Raw genomic sequence first — 13,536 nt, 5'->3', positions numbered from 1 at the left:
CATACAGCAGGTCTTTGCCGAGGAAAAGTAAACGCGGGATTAACCGCTTGCCGTCGAGGCCCTCCCTTGTATCACATGCCGCCATAATCAGGAGAATAACGATGAAATATGTTCTGAAGACGATGCTAATGCTGGTCTTTTCCGCGGGGCTGGCCCTTGCCGACGAAGATCGCCTGATCACGGTTACGGGTGTGGGGTCGGTCGAAACGGTGCCTGATATGGCGATGCTGCGGCTTGGTGTGACCCATCAGGCCGAACAGGCCGCCGATGCCATGGCGGCCACGACCGAAGGGGTCGCGGCGGTATTGGCCCGCCTCGAAGAAGCCGGGGTCGCCGCGCGCGATGTGCAGACCGACCAGCTGTCGCTGCAGCCCGTCTGGTCGGATTACACCTCGAACAACCGCCGGATCACGGGGTTCGCGGCGACCAATATGTTGATGGTGCGCGTGCGCGATCTCGACGGGCTTGGCCGGGTGCTGGATCTGGTGATCACCGATGGGGCAAATTCTTTCAACGGGCTATCGTTTGGTCTGCAGGACCCGAAACCGGCGCAGGATGCGGCCCGGGCAGCGGCCGTCGCGGATGCCGTGGATCGTGCTGAGCAGCTGGCCGCGGCGGCGGGAGTCCCGCTGGGCGCCATTCAGACGATCAGTGAGCATGGAGGCGGCGCCCGGCCCGAGATGCTCAATATGCCGATGGCGCGCTCGGCTGCGGATGTGCCGATTGCTCAGGGCGAAGTGTCGGTGATGTCGCAGGTCAACATCGTTTTTGCGATTGCCGAGTGACACTGGCTTGCCGGGCCGAACGAAGGGCGCTCCTCTGAGCGCCCTATTTTGTCGGCAAGAGGTGTCTTAGCTCGTTGCCTTTGAGAGCGCCTGATCGAGATCCGCGATGAGATCCTCGGCGTTTTCTGTCCCGATGGAGATCCGCACCACGCCCGGCCCGGCCCCCGCAGCCTCCTGTTGCTCCGCCGTCAGCTGCCGGTGCGTTGTCGAGGCCGAGTGGATGACGAGGCTGCGCGTGTCGCCGAGGTTCGCCACATGGCTGAAGATTTCCAGTGCATTCACGAACTTGACGCAGGCCTCATAGCCGCCCTTGATCGCGAAGGTGAAGAGCCCGCCGGCGCCGCGCGGGCAGATCTTCTTGACCCGGTCGAAATAGGGCGAGGATTTCAGGCCTGCATAGGTCACATATTCGACCCTGGGGTCCTTTTCGAGCCAGCCTGCCACGGTCTCGGCGTTCTCCACATGTTTGTCCATGCGCAGGCTCAGTGTCTCGGTCCCCATCAGCGTATAATGCGCCGCCTGCGGGTTCATGGTCATACCAAGATCGCGCAGCCCGATGGCGATGGAGTGGAAAGTGAAGGCCAGCGGCCCGAAGGTTTCGTGGAACTTCAGACCGTGATAGGCGGGCTCGGGCTGGCTCAGCGACGGGAACTTGTCATTCGCCGACCAGTCGAACTTCCCTGAATCCACCACGCAACCGCCCGTCACTGTGCCGTTGCCGGTGAGGTACTTCGTCGTCGAATGCACCACCAGTGTCGCGCCGTGCTCGATGGGGCGGCAAAGATAGGGGGTGGCGGAGGTGTTGTCGACGATCAGCGGGATGCCCGCCGCGTCGGAGATCTTCGCAATCGCGTCGAGATCCGTGATATAGCCACCGGGGTTCGCAATGGCCTCGCAGAAGACGGCGCGCGTGTCGTCGTCAATCGCGGCTTTCACCGCATCGAGATCATCGAAATCGACGAAGGTACAGGACCAGCCGAAGCGCTTGATGGTGTGGCTGAACTGCGTGACTGTGCCGCCATAAAGGCGCGTCGAGGCGACGATGTTCTTGCCGGGCCCCATTAGCGGGAAGAGCGCCATGATCTGTGCCGCGTGTCCCGAAGAGCAGCACGCCGCGCCAACACCGCCCTCAAGCGTCGCGATCCGCTCCTGCAGAACCGCGACGGTCGGGTTGGTCAGGCGTGAGTAGATGAAGCCCACTTCCTGCAGATTGAAGAGCGCCGCGGCATGATCTGCATCGCGGAACACGTAAGCCGTGGTCTGGTAGATTGGCGTCTGCCGGGCGCCCGTGGCCGGGTCGGGCCGCGCGCCTGCGTGGATCTGCAGCGTGTCAAAGCCGTAATCGGGGCCGTCTGTCATGGGGTTCCTCCTCGTGGACGTGTTTTGCCGGTATCGTTAGGCCAAGCCCGGCGGGCATACAAGGGCGGCGGCCTCAGCGCATCCAGAAGCCGTTGGATTTGATGCGGTTTCTGATGGCCTGCTCCCGTCTGGGGAGATGGTTCTGGTCAAAGAGCGCGCGCACTTTGGGGCCACGTCCCTGATAGACCATCCGCTTGATTGGCTCATGCGTCTTCAGCACCTTCTTGAGCTTGTTGGGGGCGGCCACCTCTTCCAGCACCTTGATCACGTGATCGCTCTCCCGTGCATAGAGCAGCGGGAACAGGCGGTAGTGGCAACTGATCGACCCGTCGAGCAATCCGGCGGGCAGCGTATCGCGCCCGCCGCCGAAGCTGTGAATGACCAGAGGCAGGGCGATCTGATCGAGCCAGGGGTACAGGTCCTGCGCACAGAGCGCCGTCGGCGGATCGTCTCGGATCGCGACCGCATACTCCTGAAAGCGGGCACCGAACGCCCGGGGACAGCGATAGAAGAAATAGCCGGCGTTGAAATAGAGATAGCGCTTCCAGTACTCATCCGGCTCGGTCAGATCGAGTGAGCTGTCGAACTCCAGCCCGAACCTGTCGTAGAGCGACTTCCAGAGGGCTGTGTACCCCGGCCCGTAGAGCTCCGGCTTCGGCCAGGTGCCCTCGCGCCGCAGCGAGGCCGAGGGCCGGTCGAAATCGAAAGGTACCGTTGTCAGGTCGCCGGTGATCAGCGTGTCGGTGTCGAAAAAGACAAAGGGCTCCTCCTCGGGCAGCGCGTGCAGCATCTCGATCTTGTTGCCATAGGGGTAGTCTGCGCCGAAGTGATGACACGCGAAGGGGATGATCTCTGCGCCGAGGGATTGCAGCAGGTCCAGAGCGGCGCGGTCGGTGATGCGCGGGTCCTTCGGCCACCGCGGACCGGGCTGCGGCTCGGCGATCAGCAGACGGCCTGTGAATGCGGGGCTCATATGCCGTAGCGAGGCGGCGAAGAGCAGCGCTTCATAGGTCAGCCGGCCCTTCTGCGCGACCACGACAACGTTGAACTCGGTTCGGGATGTCTCAGCCGTCTCGGCCATATGTGCCTGTCTGCTCCGGGGTTTTTGCAACTATAGGAACAACAACAGCGGTGCAAAAGTGGTTTGAGAGATCGCGTTGCCGGATTGAACTGACTTATGACAGCCGCCGCGCGGCAGTTTGCAAAGCCGGAGAAAGAGTAAAAAGATCGACAAGTGTGCCTTTTGGCTAAGGGGCGGCTTTTGATTGGTTCCGGCGCCGTCACGGTGGGTAGGGTCGCGGCGTCAAGGAGATTAGAAGGATCCGACCGATGCTCACACGACTGTCCCCATCCACTGTCCGCCCTGTACCGCCCCAGTTCGCGGGGATCTACACGCATGGCACCCGGCTAGAAGCGCCCAGCCGCCTCATCGCTCTGTCGGGACAGATCGGTATCCCGCTCGAGGGTCCGACACCGCCTGATTTCGCTGGGCAGTGTCATCAGGCGATGGACCATGTGGAGGCGCTGCTGAATGCGAGCGACATGGGGCTCGCGGATATCTTGCGGGTGACCTACTATCTGACGCGCCCGGACGATCTGCCGGAGCTCTCGGCGATCCGTCAAAGCCGCTGGCGCACCGACACCCCACCGGCAGTGACGACACTGGTTGTGGCGGGCCTGGCCAGTCCCGAGTTACTGGTCGAGATCGAAGTCCTCGCCGGCGTGTGACGGGCGCCTGCTGGCTCGGCTGATCTGGAATGTCCGCGACCGCAATCCGTTGTCGCGAATATGCTGCAAGCCAAGGGTATGAGGTTGCGGCAACGTTTCCTGACGATGTGTCGGGTGGTGGCGACTTCATGGACAGACCGGGCATGGTCGCATCGCTTGCGTTCCTCCGAGCTCAGCCGGACGAGAATTTTGTGGTCATTTTTGACAATCTCAAGCGATTTTCGCGTGACACTGAATTTCATATCAAGCTGCGACGGACTTTAAGCGATGTGGGCGCGACGCCCGAGTGTCTGAATTTCAGATTTGAGGATACGCCAGAGGGCGAGTTTATCGAGACTATCATGGCTGCGAAGGGGGAGCTTGAGCGCAGACAAAATCGTCGTCAGGTCATTCAGAAAATGAGCGCGCGGGTGAAGCAAGGATACTATCTCTTCGCACCTGTCTAAGGATATCAGTATCAAAAGGTTCCCGGGCACGAGAGGATGCGTGTGCCGGATGAGCCAGCCGCTTCTATGGTCCGCGAAGCTTTCTCAGGGATGACACATGAAAGATTTCGGTCAATCGGTGAAGTGAAGCGGTTTCTCGATGAGAACTCAGATATCAGATGCTGCTCCAACGGCGGTGTGCATCGGTCTGTTGTTTCAGACATTCTCAGACGAAAGCTCTATACCGGACTGATCACTGTCAAGAACTGGGGGATTATTGATCAAAGAGGAGTCCACGAACCGCTTTTTTCGCTTGAGGATTGGCTCCGCGTGCAGGATGTCCTCGATGGAAAGGCCATGGCTCCTCGTTGTAAAGACATAAACGAAGACTTTCCTCTTCGCGGATTTGTCTGTTGCGCTGATTGTGGAGCGCCAATGACGGCTTGCTGGTCGCGTAGTCGAAATGGTGTCAAGCACCCTTACGACCTGTGCGCACAGAAGTCGTGTCCTTCGCATAGAAAGTCTGTCCGCAGAGATGATGTGGAGAGCGCGGTAGCTGATGTTTTAAGGCGACTTGTGCCTAGTCAAGCACTGCTCAAGCTTGCTGCGAAGATGTTCAAGGATGTATGGGACGGTCGGGTTTCAAAGTCGGGTGCGGCAGTCAACAGCTTGAAGGCTGAAGCAGCAAAGCTGCAAAAACAGATCGACAAGTTGCTTGATCGCTTAATCGAAGCCGATAGCTGCAGTGTGGTTAGAGCCTATAAGAAACGTATCGAGATGATGGAGCAGGATAACCGGCTGATAGAGGAGCGTATCGTTTTTGTCGGCTCCAAACCTGACACCTTCAGAAAGTCGTTCGAACACGCCATACGATTCCTCGCAAACCCTTATGAAATATGAGAAAAAGGGAACCTCGACCTTATACGGAATGTGATAGCTTTGGCCTTTTCAGAGCCTTTGGTCTACGGTCGAAATAAGGGTCTTCGAACCGCTGAAATGATCCCGCCTTTCAAGCTGTTAGGGGGGTGTTGTGATGGAAATTTGCAGATGGTGGGCGACCCTGGAATCGAACCAGGCGTGCGTCTCCGCGAGGGAGTTACAGTCCCCTGCCACACCTTGCGGCCTGTCGCCCACGCCGCGAGGTCAGTTGCACCCGCGGTGAAGGCGTGATTACAAGCGGTGCTGAGAAGCGTCAAGGCGAAATCACCGCCTTTTTCGACGGGGCCAACCATGGGGCGGGCGTGATGAAAAAACCCAAGTGGGTTGTGCAGAAAGAGCAGGAGAAGAAGGCGCAGGGACGGGAGACTGTCTGGCTCTTCGGCCTGTATGCGGTGCGCGATGCGCTGCTGAACCCCGCGCGGCGAAAGCTGCGGCTTGTGGTGACGTTGAACGCGCAGGCCAAGCTCGCCGAGGCCATTTTTGAGAGTGGGATCACGCCTGAGGTGGTCGATCCGCGAAAATTCTCCGCACCGCTTGATCCCGGCTCGGTGCATCAGGGCGCGGCTCTGGAGGTCAAGCCGCTGGATTGGGGGTCTCTGGAGCAGGTCTGTATCGGGCCCGCGGCGCCGCGCGTGGTGATGCTGGACCGGGTGACCGATCCACATAACGTGGGCGCAATCCTCCGCTCGGCAGAGGTGCTGGGTGCCTCGGCTGTGATTGGTACCCGGCATCACTCGGCGCCGGAGACCGGCGCGTTGGCGAAAACGGCCAGTGGTGCGCTGGAGCGGCAGCCCTATCTGCGCGTGCGCAACCTCGCTGACGCCATCACCGAATTGCAGCGTATGGGGTATGTGGTTCTGGGCCTCGACGGCGAGGCCGATCAGACCATCGAAGCAGCCCTGGAGGGCAAGCGGGACAGGCCCGTGGCGCTCGTGCTTGGCGCCGAGGGTCCGGGCCTGCGCGCCAAGACCAAGGAGACCGTGGATGCGCTGGTGCGGATCGACGCGAGGAGCGGATTTGGCTCGCTCAACGTCTCGAATGCGGCGGCCATCGCCTTATATGCAAGTAAACCCCCGGCCTGACGCGCGGCGGGTAAGGGGAACGCCATGGGTCATTCGACAAAAATCGCAACATGCTGTTATTGCGGCACCCGTGCGGCGCTGGTACTGGGGCGCAACCGGCATGAGCTGGCCTGTTCCAGTTGCGGTGCGCCCTTGCATGAGTTGAAACGGCTGCCGCAGGAACACCCCGGCAAGACGGAACTGGTGCGCCCATCAGCCGTTCGCAGGCACGGTGACGAGCGGGCGTATCACACCTACAAGAGCCCGAAGAAACGAAAGAAGGTCCATAAGCGTCGCAAGGGACTCATGCGGCATCTGATCGAAGAGGCGTTCGATGTGATCGAAGATATCTTCGATTAGAAGATCGGCAGCATTTGGCTTATAAAATTAACCCTTCGTTCACAGATTTGCGAGACAGTCTGGTTAAGCGCTGCGATGCGCTTATCTAAGTGTCATGTCAAAGGGCTCGGAACGCCTTTTGATTTCATGACTGTCCCTCGTTCCGTACCTTTTCGCGCCCCTTGCTTTTTGCATCGGGCGCTTTTTTTCGGCCTACGGCTTCGCTAGGAGGGACAGGTGGCTTATTCGGACGATCTCCTGCGCGCGATTCTCAATCGCACCCGCCGCATCGCGGTGGTTGGTGTCTCGATGAACCCCGTGCGGCCGAGTTATTACGTGGCGCGCTACCTGGATCTGAAGGGTTATGAGGTGGTGCCGGTGAACCCCGGCCATGCAGGCCAGCGACTGTTCGGGCGCGAGGTGCGCGCGTCGCTCTCGGACATCGATGGTGCGGTGGATATGGTGGATATTTTTCGTCGGTCCGAGGCGGTGCCGCCGATTGTGGACGAGGCTTTGACGTGTTTTCCGGAATTGCAGACGATCTGGATGCAGATCGGCGTCTCTCACCCTGAGGCCGCGGCGACGGCGGAGGCGCGCGGAGTGACAGTTGTGCAGGATCGTTGCCCTAAGATCGAGTATCAGCGGCTCTTTGGCGAGTTGCGCATGGGCGGGTTTGCGACGGGGGTGATTTCAAGCAAGCTTTGAGGGTCTTGGGCGGCTCTGTTTGGCCTTGCGGCCAAAGGCGCCCGCCCGCCGACCCTCAGGGGGTACGCGCGGCTTTTTCCGAAAGACCTGATTGGCCTTGGCGGCGTTGCAGTTCGGCCAGAACGTCCTCGAGGCGGACATCGGAGGCGGCGAGCATCACCAGGAGGTGATAGAGCACGTCGGCGGCCTCGGCGGTGAGCCTGGCCTTATCGCCCCGCGTGGCCTCGATGATGGCCTCGATGGCTTCTTCGCCGAATTTCTCCGCACATTTCTCCGGGCCTTTGGCGAGCAACTGGGCGGTCCAGCTGGTCTCGGGGTCGGCGGTCTTGCGCGCTTCGATGGTGGTGAAGAGATCCTGCAGGGTCATATGAGCCTCATCGGGATGCCGGCGGCGGCCATATGCCGTTTGGCCTCGGCAATGGTATAGTCGCCGAAGTGGAAGATGGATGCGGCAAGCACCGCCGAGGCACCGCCTTGCGTGACCCCTTCGACCAGGTGGTCGAGCGTGCCGACGCCGCCTGATGCGATAACCGGCACGGACACGGCCTCGGAAATGGCGCGCGTGAGCGGGAGGTTGAACCCCGCGCGTGTGCCGTCCCGGTCCATCGAGGTGAGCAGGATTTCCCCGGCACCCTTTGCGGTGACGGTTCGTGCGAAGTCCACCGCTTCGATGCCGGTGGGTTTGCGCCCGCCGTGGGTGAAAATCTCCCATTTTCCTGGGCTTACGGTCTTGGCATCTAAAGCCACCACGATGCACTGACTGCCGAACTGATCCGCGGCGTCCGCCACCACATCGGGGTTGGCCACGGCCGCGGAGTTGAAGGAGACCTTGTCGGCTCCCGCCAGCAGCAGCGCGCGGACATCCGCAGCGGTGCGCACGCCGCCTCCCACGGTCAGCGGGATGTAGCAGTGCTCGGCGGTGCGGGTGACCACGTCGAACATGGTGGCGCGGTTCTCATGGGTGGCGGTGATGTCGAGAAAGCAGAGCTCGTCCGCGCCGGCGGCGTCATAGGCGATGGCCGCATCCACCGGGTCGCCTGCGTCGCGCAGATCCACGAAGTTCACGCCTTTCACGACGCGGCCCTCGGCCACATCGAGGCAGGGGATGATCCGGGTCTTCAGCATGCTCAGGCGACCCCGGCGAGGCCGTCGGCACGTGCTACGCGGGCCAGCGCGTTGCGGGCAATGACGATATGGAAGGGCAGGATGGCCGTGAGATAGGCGCGTCCGCCGATGTTGTGCGGATGCACCCAGGTGGCCAGAGAGACGTGGCCACTTGCGCTGTAGACGCTCACCCGGAAGTCGAGGTGCTTGTCGTTGAAGCCGGCGATGACTTCGCGGTCGCTGGTGTGTTCGACCGGGAAGGGGCCCAGCTTGTCGCTTTCACCCGGCCCGTCGTTCATCAGGCCGAAGGGCGCCACCAGGATGCCACGCAGCGCGACGAGCGCCTTGGCCCAGCCGGGGAAGGCCACGATAACCTCGGCGGCGTCACCTGCGGTCAGGGCGCTTTCCACTTGATAACAATCGAGAAAATCGTCCGGGCGGATATAGCTGTGCAGGCGGCTGTCGCGCGGCAGGTTGGTCTTGGTCACGGACTGGGACATGGATCACTCTTTCAATGCGGCGAGGGCGTCGGCAAGATCGATAGCGCCATCATAGAGCGCCCGGCCCGAGATTGCGCCGTTCAAATCTGCGCCACAATCGCGCAGGGCGATGAGATCGGCGAGCGCGGATACGCCGCCCGATGCGATGACCGGGATCGAGATGGCCTGTGCCAGGGCCGCGGTCGCTGCGATGTTGGGCCCGCCCATCGCGCCGTCGCGCAGGATGTCGGTGTAGATGATCGCCGCCACGCCCGCGTCTTCGAAAGATTTTGCAAGATCAGTCACTTGCACGTCGGTTTCCTCCGCCCAGCCCTTGGTGGCGACAAAGCCGTTGCGGGCGTCGATGCCCACGGCGACCTGGCCGGGGAAGCGCCGCGCCGCCGTGCGCACGAGGTCCGGGTTCTCGACCGCCACAGTGCCCAGGATGACACGGCGCAGGCCCTTTTCCAGCCACATCTCGATGGTGGCCATGTCCCGGATGCCGCCGCCGAGTTGCACCGGCACGCCGCAGTTCCGCAGGATGGCCTCGACCGGGGTCGCGTTGACCGGGGCGCCTTCGAAGGCGCCGTTCAGATCGACCAGATGCAGCCACTCGCAGCCCGCCGCAACGAAGCTGCGCGCCTGGGCGGCGGGGTCGTCGTTGAAGACGGTTGAGCGGTCCATGTCGCCATGCACCAGACGCACGGCCTGCCCGTCCTTGAGGTCGATGGCGGGGTAGAGGATCATCGGCAATTATCCCTGTCGGTGGCCTGTCTGTATCGCGTCGGTATAACGTCGGTATCACGTCGGTGCGCAGCGCGCGCTTCATGCACCTTTTGTCAGCCATTTGCAACGCGACGCGGGGTCATGCTTGCGCGGGGCTGCCGCGCGCGCCAAGCCTGTGGCCACTCAGGGAGGAGACGATGATGAACCGGATGATGATGGCGGCTGTGCTGGTGATCGCGGCTGGGGTGGCGCAGGCCGATCCGATCGAGGGAACCTGGCAGACCGAAGCCGATGACGGGGCCTATGCGCTGGTGAAGATGGCGCCGTGCGGGGCCAATTTCTGCGGCACCATCGACCGCACATTCAATGCGCAGGGCGAATACCCCTCGCAGAACATCGGCAAGGCGCTGGTGATCGACATGGCGCCCGAGGGCGGGGGCAAATACCGCGGCAAGGTCTGGCGCCCGTCGAACGACAAGATCTATCTTGGCAAGATCGACCTGAACGGCGACAGCATGCGCCTTTCGGGCTGCGTGGCCGGTGGGCTGATCTGTTCGAAACAGACCTGGTCGCGGGTCAGGTAGACCGCCGAGTGACGGCCGGACATCCGCCGTTTCCGGTGCCGGGTTCAACGCTTCCTTAACGGATCATGGCGTAGGAACACGCGAGTGCTTCGCGCATCCGGCCGGGTGAGCGGAGGTTGTTGAGGGTGAAGTTTACTGGGCCAGGGCATGCCACATCGTCGTAGACCAGCTTCAGAAGTGACGCCTGAGTATGAGGACTCCGGGCTGTTCAAGAACAAGGTTGGCCAGCTTCAGGTCGAGCTGGTGCCTCAGAGCATGTACAATGGGCGCAACGATCTTGTGGTGCGAGGGTTCGTGAACCGCACCATCGAGATCGAGGTGGCCTTTGCCGGGCGCCGGGTGAAGGAGGTCGGCCCGCTCGAGGCGCGGCTGCGCCAGGTGCGGGCGAAGGCGCTGAAAGAGGCCGCCGAGAAAGGCCTGCCGCCGCCCGATACGGATCACATGCGCCTGCCAGTTCTGATCGAAGGGGCGTGGCGGCCACGGTTCCAGCGGGATCAGGCCGGTTGGGAGACGCGCAGCTATTACCTGTTTGCGGCGCGCTGGTCGCTGCTCGATGACGAGGGCAATACGCTGTCGTTCGGGTCCCGCCCGCTGGTCGTCGCACGACAGAGCCAGGACTAGCGCTGTCCCTGGACCTGCCGGTTTTGCAGTCCAGGAATGCAGGGCCGTGACGCGCAGCCGGCTGGTGGCAGTGGCCGCAGTGCCCCTCGGGTGTCATCACGCGGGGGGCTGATGTCTGTTCTGGAGGTGCCGTGGGGCCGCTTGCGTGGTGGCGTGCGTGCTCCGACCCTGCGCGGATCTGGGGTCGGATCGACTTGAGGCCGGTTGTGCGGGCCCGGCGCGGTGGCGCGGTCTGCTGAGCGTGTCCGCGTTACGTGCAGCGCGCCGGGTATGTGGAGCGTTGCACCGGCGGCGGCCACTGGGACAGCGACCCCTCTTCTGTGGCGAAAACTGTCGGATCAGGACGCGCCCTGCGGTGTGTGGTTGTGTTGCCGACAGATCGGCAAGCGCGTGGCCGCGTTGCCCGCTTGTTGATCCCGCCGGGTGCGACCGGCCTCGGTATGGCGTGTCAGGGTAATGATCTTGATGTCGGGCGGTCAGGAGCGGAGCGAGCCGCAGCGCAACGGGCTGCTCAGGGCGACCAGCGCAGGAAGTTCCCGATCATGCGCAGCCCGGTGGCCTGGCTCTTCTCGGGATGAAACTGCAGCCCGATCATGGTGCCCGTCCCGATCACGGCGGTGACCTCCCCGCCATAATCCACATGGGCGAGCCGTTGGCCGGGGTCGGCGACCTGCATGTGATAGCTGTGCACGAAATAGGCGTGCTCGCCCGTCTGCACGCCGTCGAACACCGGGTGCGCACCGCCCAGGACCAGATCGTTCCAGCCCATATGCGGCACCTTCAGGGCCGGATCGGCGGGCACGATCCTGCGCACCTCGCCGCCCACCCAGTCGAGCCCGGGCGTGTCGGTGTACTCGCGCCCCCAGCTCGCCATGAGCTGCATGCCGACGCAGATGCCCATGAACGGGCGGCCCTTGACCTCGACCGCCTCGACCATCGCGTCATAGAGGCCAGAGTGGCCCTTGAGCGCGGCCATGCAGGCCGGAAAGGCGCCATCGCCCGGCAGCACCAGGCGGTCGGCGCGCGCGACCACATCGGCGTCGCCCGTCACGACGATGTCTCCGCCGCCGGTCTCCGCCGCCATCCGCTCGAACGCCTTCTGGGCGGAGTGCAGATTGCCGCTCTCATAGTCGATGATGGCTGTCAGCACGTCAGAGCGCGCCCTTGGTCGAGGGGATCGCGTCGGATTTGCGCGGGTCCACCTCCACCGCGTCGCGCAGGGCACGCGCCACGGATTTGAACGCGGCTTCGGCGATGTGGTGGCTGTTGAGCCCGTGCAGCATGTCCACATGCAGCGTGATGCCGCCATGGGTGCTGAGCGCCTGGAAGAACTCGCGCAGCAGCTCGCTGTCGAAGCTGCCGATCTTTGGGGTGGGCAGGTCGACGTTCCAGATCAGGAACGGGCGCGCGGAGAGATCCAGCGCGCAGCGCACCAGCGCGTCATCCATCGGCAGCAGGCAGGACCCATAGCGGCGGATGCCGCGCTTGTCGCCAAGGGCTGCGGCCAGCGCCTGGCCGATGGCGATGCCGGTGTCTTCCACGGTGTGGTGGTCGTCGATATGCAGATCGCCCGTGGCGCGCACGGTCAGGTCGATGAGCGCGTGGCGCGCCAGCTGGTCCAGCATATGGTCGAAGAACCCCACGCCGGTCTCGTTGTCGTAAGCGCCCGTGCCGTCGAGATCGAGGGTCACGGTGATCTCGGTTTCCGCGGTGGCGCGGGTGATCGTGTGGCTGCGCATGGGCTCTCCGGGCCAAGGACTGTGCGCGCCCTTATAACAGCCTGTTTCGGCAGGCCAAGATGCGACATTCGGGATTGCGGCGGGCGTGCCGGATATGCCAGCTTGGGCCGAGGGCGATGCGCCCCCGCAAAGGAGCGTTCATGGCCACATGTGTCTTTATCCAGATCCGCTGTACGCCGGGTACGACCTACAGCGTGGCGGAGGAGATCGCGTTGCGCGAGATCCACTCAGAGCTTTATTCGACCAGTGGCGATTATGATCTGCTGATGAAGCTCTACATTCCGAAAGAGGCGGATGTGGGCAAATACATCAATGAAAATCTTCTCGACATCACAGGGATTGAGCGGTCGCTGACGACGATGACGTTCAAGGTCTTTTGAGCTTGCGCGGTGCTCTTTGTGCGCTGGTGCTGGTGCTTTCGGCGGGGCCCGTGCTGGCGGGGCAGAAGACCTATTCCGGCGAGGAGGCGGCGGCCTTGCGCTGTGCCAATACGCTGGCCTTCACCGCAGTGGCGCTGGAATCATCGGGTGGGATTTCGTCCTTGGAGAAGGACGTGATGCTGGACATCACCGTGCGCATCCTGGCCGAGCATGTCAGCGGCACCTGGCGGCAGAAGAAGGATGCCTTGCGGGTGGTGCGCGACCGGCGGGATGTGCTGGAGACGCTGGACGATTTCCGGCGCTTCGCCAACCAGTGCTTGCTGCAGTTTCCGATCAACTGAGCGCCTGGGTCGGCGCCTTTTCGGGGGGACGGGCTTGTCGGTGGGCAGGCCGATGGGAGCGCCTGCGATCATCGCTGCGCTCCTGTCGAGACCGCGCGGCGGTTCCGGGAGCGAGGCCGGAAATGTAAATCCGTTCTGACGGTTAAATGGGCTTTTTGCGGGGTTGCGGTGCGGGCGCCTGGCAAAATGATCATCCGCGCTTGACTCGGATATGCGGACCA

General features: G+C 62.7%; 19 protein-coding genes and 1 tRNA gene. 11 read left to right on the top strand and 9 right to left on the bottom strand.

The window, feature by feature from the left end:
* Positions 1-101 precede the first annotated feature (101 nt).
* Positions 102-785: an SIMPL domain-containing protein gene (locus Q1A71_RS16810; RefSeq protein ID WP_299678896.1), complete on the top strand. Its 684-nt coding sequence runs from the start codon at positions 102-104 to the stop codon at positions 783-785.
* A 66-nt stretch (positions 786-851) separates the two neighbouring features.
* Here Q1A71_RS16810 and Q1A71_RS16805 read toward each other — a convergent pair whose 3' ends face one another.
* Positions 852-2,144, bottom strand: a complete 1,293-nt coding sequence (locus Q1A71_RS16805; protein WP_299678893.1) for an O-acetylhomoserine aminocarboxypropyltransferase/cysteine synthase family protein — start codon at positions 2,142-2,144, stop codon at positions 852-854.
* A 73-nt stretch (positions 2,145-2,217) separates the two neighbouring features.
* Positions 2,218-3,225 carry a hypothetical protein gene (locus tag Q1A71_RS16800; protein ID WP_299678890.1) on the bottom strand — a complete coding sequence of 336 codons (1,008 nt, stop codon included), beginning with the start codon at positions 3,223-3,225 and terminating at the stop codon, positions 2,218-2,220.
* 248 nt (positions 3,226-3,473) lie between these two features.
* Here Q1A71_RS16800 and Q1A71_RS16795 point away from each other — a divergent pair, with 248 nt between their 5' ends.
* From Q1A71_RS16795 to Q1A71_RS16785, 3 genes are read left to right on the top strand one after another with little or no spacing between them, the layout of a single operon-like run.
* Positions 3,474-3,872, top strand: a complete 399-nt coding sequence (locus tag Q1A71_RS16795; protein WP_299678887.1) for a RidA family protein — start codon at positions 3,474-3,476, stop codon at positions 3,870-3,872.
* Positions 3,873-3,901: 29 nt separating this feature from the next.
* The gene (locus Q1A71_RS16790; protein WP_299678884.1) at positions 3,902-4,318 is read left to right on the top strand and encodes a recombinase family protein; all 417 of its coding nucleotides are present in this window, start codon (positions 3,902-3,904) and stop codon (positions 4,316-4,318) included.
* A gap of 36 nt (positions 4,319-4,354) precedes the next feature.
* Positions 4,355-5,197, top strand: coding sequence for a recombinase zinc beta ribbon domain-containing protein (locus Q1A71_RS16785; protein WP_299678881.1), 843 nt, complete (start codon positions 4,355-4,357; stop codon positions 5,195-5,197).
* A 148-nt stretch (positions 5,198-5,345) separates the two neighbouring features.
* Here the strand turns inward: Q1A71_RS16785 and Q1A71_RS16780 are convergent.
* Positions 5,346-5,429 (bottom strand) — tRNA-Tyr (locus tag Q1A71_RS16780).
* A gap of 112 nt (positions 5,430-5,541) precedes the next feature.
* On the opposite strand from Q1A71_RS16780, the gene rlmB reads away from it, so the two are divergent.
* The 3 genes from rlmB (at position 5,542) to Q1A71_RS16765 (ending at position 7,341) form a co-directional block, all read left to right on the top strand.
* Positions 5,542-6,318: a 23S rRNA (guanosine(2251)-2'-O)-methyltransferase RlmB gene (rlmB, locus tag Q1A71_RS16775; protein ID WP_299678878.1), complete on the top strand. Its 777-nt coding sequence runs from the start codon at positions 5,542-5,544 to the stop codon at positions 6,316-6,318.
* A 24-nt stretch (positions 6,319-6,342) separates the two neighbouring features.
* Positions 6,343-6,657: a hypothetical protein gene (locus tag Q1A71_RS16770; protein ID WP_299678875.1), complete on the top strand. Its 315-nt coding sequence runs from the start codon at positions 6,343-6,345 to the stop codon at positions 6,655-6,657.
* Positions 6,658-6,873: 216 nt separating this feature from the next.
* Complete coding sequence (locus Q1A71_RS16765; protein WP_299678872.1) at positions 6,874-7,341, top strand: CoA-binding protein; 468 nt, start codon at positions 6,874-6,876, stop codon at positions 7,339-7,341.
* A 55-nt stretch (positions 7,342-7,396) separates the two neighbouring features.
* Here Q1A71_RS16765 and Q1A71_RS16760 read toward each other — a convergent pair whose 3' ends face one another.
* From Q1A71_RS16760 to hisA, 4 genes are read right to left on the bottom strand one after another with little or no spacing between them, the layout of a single operon-like run.
* A complete protein-coding gene (locus Q1A71_RS16760) occupies positions 7,397-7,708 on the bottom strand; it encodes a phosphoribosyl-ATP diphosphatase (RefSeq protein ID WP_299678869.1) in 312 nt (103 codons plus the stop codon).
* A complete protein-coding gene (gene hisF, locus Q1A71_RS16755) occupies positions 7,705-8,466 on the bottom strand; it encodes an imidazole glycerol phosphate synthase subunit HisF (protein ID WP_299678866.1) in 762 nt (253 codons plus the stop codon). The genes Q1A71_RS16760 and hisF overlap by 4 nt, the downstream gene beginning before the upstream one ends.
* A gap of 2 nt (positions 8,467-8,468) precedes the next feature.
* Positions 8,469-8,945, bottom strand: coding sequence for a DUF2867 domain-containing protein (locus tag Q1A71_RS16750; protein ID WP_299678863.1), 477 nt, complete (start codon positions 8,943-8,945; stop codon positions 8,469-8,471).
* A gap of 3 nt (positions 8,946-8,948) precedes the next feature.
* Positions 8,949-9,671, bottom strand: coding sequence for a 1-(5-phosphoribosyl)-5-[(5-phosphoribosylamino)methylideneamino]imidazole-4-carboxamide isomerase (gene hisA / locus Q1A71_RS16745; protein WP_299678860.1), 723 nt, complete (start codon positions 9,669-9,671; stop codon positions 8,949-8,951).
* Between the two features lie 176 nt (positions 9,672-9,847).
* Between hisA and Q1A71_RS16740 the strand changes: the two genes are divergently transcribed.
* Positions 9,848-10,234, top strand: coding sequence for a DUF2147 domain-containing protein (locus Q1A71_RS16740; protein WP_299678857.1), 387 nt, complete (start codon positions 9,848-9,850; stop codon positions 10,232-10,234).
* Positions 10,235-10,381: 147 nt separating this feature from the next.
* Positions 10,382-10,855 (top strand): hypothetical protein, encoded by a 474-nt coding sequence (locus Q1A71_RS16735; RefSeq protein ID WP_299678854.1) that lies wholly within the window; start codon positions 10,382-10,384, stop codon positions 10,853-10,855.
* A 511-nt stretch (positions 10,856-11,366) separates the two neighbouring features.
* Here the strand turns inward: Q1A71_RS16735 and hisH are convergent.
* Positions 11,367-12,005, bottom strand: a complete 639-nt coding sequence (gene hisH / locus Q1A71_RS16730; protein WP_299678851.1) for an imidazole glycerol phosphate synthase subunit HisH — start codon at positions 12,003-12,005, stop codon at positions 11,367-11,369.
* A 1-nt stretch (position 12,006) separates the two neighbouring features.
* Positions 12,007-12,594, bottom strand: coding sequence for an imidazoleglycerol-phosphate dehydratase HisB (hisB, locus tag Q1A71_RS16725; protein ID WP_299678848.1), 588 nt, complete (start codon positions 12,592-12,594; stop codon positions 12,007-12,009).
* A gap of 140 nt (positions 12,595-12,734) precedes the next feature.
* Between hisB and Q1A71_RS16720 the strand changes: the two genes are divergently transcribed.
* Positions 12,735-12,974, top strand: coding sequence for an Lrp/AsnC family transcriptional regulator (locus Q1A71_RS16720; RefSeq protein WP_299678845.1), 240 nt, complete (start codon positions 12,735-12,737; stop codon positions 12,972-12,974).
* A gap of 2 nt (positions 12,975-12,976) precedes the next feature.
* Positions 12,977-13,315 (top strand): hypothetical protein, encoded by a 339-nt coding sequence (locus tag Q1A71_RS16715; protein ID WP_299678842.1) that lies wholly within the window; start codon positions 12,977-12,979, stop codon positions 13,313-13,315.
* Positions 13,316-13,536: the final 221 nt, after the last annotated feature.

Origin of the sequence: uncultured Roseobacter sp. (assembly GCF_947493125.1) — a bacterium.
GTDB lineage: Bacteria > Pseudomonadota > Alphaproteobacteria > Rhodobacterales > Rhodobacteraceae > Roseobacter.
This window is presented reverse-complemented; position numbering and strand designations above follow the sequence as displayed.

Excerpts from the sequence above, each read along its gene's own strand:
- Q1A71_RS16750 (WP_299678863.1), bottom strand. The coding sequence starts at position 8,945 with ATGTCCCAGTCCGTGACCAAGACCAACCTGCCGCGCGACAGCCGCCTG.
- Q1A71_RS16785 (WP_299678881.1), top strand. The coding sequence starts at position 4,355 with ATGCGTGTGCCGGATGAGCCAGCCGCTTCTATGGTCCGCGAAGCTTTC.
- Q1A71_RS16810 (WP_299678896.1), top strand. The coding sequence starts at position 102 with ATGAAATATGTTCTGAAGACGATGCTAATGCTGGTCTTTTCCGCGGGG.
- hisB (WP_299678848.1), bottom strand. The coding sequence starts at position 12,594 with ATGCGCAGCCACACGATCACCCGCGCCACCGCGGAAACCGAGATCACC.
- Q1A71_RS16790 (WP_299678884.1), top strand. The coding sequence starts at position 3,902 with ATGTCCGCGACCGCAATCCGTTGTCGCGAATATGCTGCAAGCCAAGGG.
- rlmB (WP_299678878.1), top strand. The coding sequence starts at position 5,542 with ATGAAAAAACCCAAGTGGGTTGTGCAGAAAGAGCAGGAGAAGAAGGCG.
- hisF (WP_299678866.1), bottom strand. The coding sequence starts at position 8,466 with ATGCTGAAGACCCGGATCATCCCCTGCCTCGATGTGGCCGAGGGCCGC.
- Q1A71_RS16805 (WP_299678893.1), bottom strand. The coding sequence starts at position 2,144 with ATGACAGACGGCCCCGATTACGGCTTTGACACGCTGCAGATCCACGCA.
- Q1A71_RS16795 (WP_299678887.1), top strand. The coding sequence starts at position 3,474 with ATGCTCACACGACTGTCCCCATCCACTGTCCGCCCTGTACCGCCCCAG.
- Q1A71_RS16760 (WP_299678869.1), bottom strand. The coding sequence starts at position 7,708 with ATGACCCTGCAGGATCTCTTCACCACCATCGAAGCGCGCAAGACCGCC.
- Q1A71_RS16800 (WP_299678890.1), bottom strand. The coding sequence starts at position 3,225 with ATGGCCGAGACGGCTGAGACATCCCGAACCGAGTTCAACGTTGTCGTG.
- Q1A71_RS16770 (WP_299678875.1), top strand. The coding sequence starts at position 6,343 with ATGGGTCATTCGACAAAAATCGCAACATGCTGTTATTGCGGCACCCGT.
- Q1A71_RS16720 (WP_299678845.1), top strand. The coding sequence starts at position 12,735 with ATGGCCACATGTGTCTTTATCCAGATCCGCTGTACGCCGGGTACGACC.
- Q1A71_RS16740 (WP_299678857.1), top strand. The coding sequence starts at position 9,848 with ATGATGAACCGGATGATGATGGCGGCTGTGCTGGTGATCGCGGCTGGG.
- hisA (WP_299678860.1), bottom strand. The coding sequence starts at position 9,671 with ATGATCCTCTACCCCGCCATCGACCTCAAGGACGGGCAGGCCGTGCGT.
- Q1A71_RS16735 (WP_299678854.1), top strand. The coding sequence starts at position 10,382 with ATGCCACATCGTCGTAGACCAGCTTCAGAAGTGACGCCTGAGTATGAG.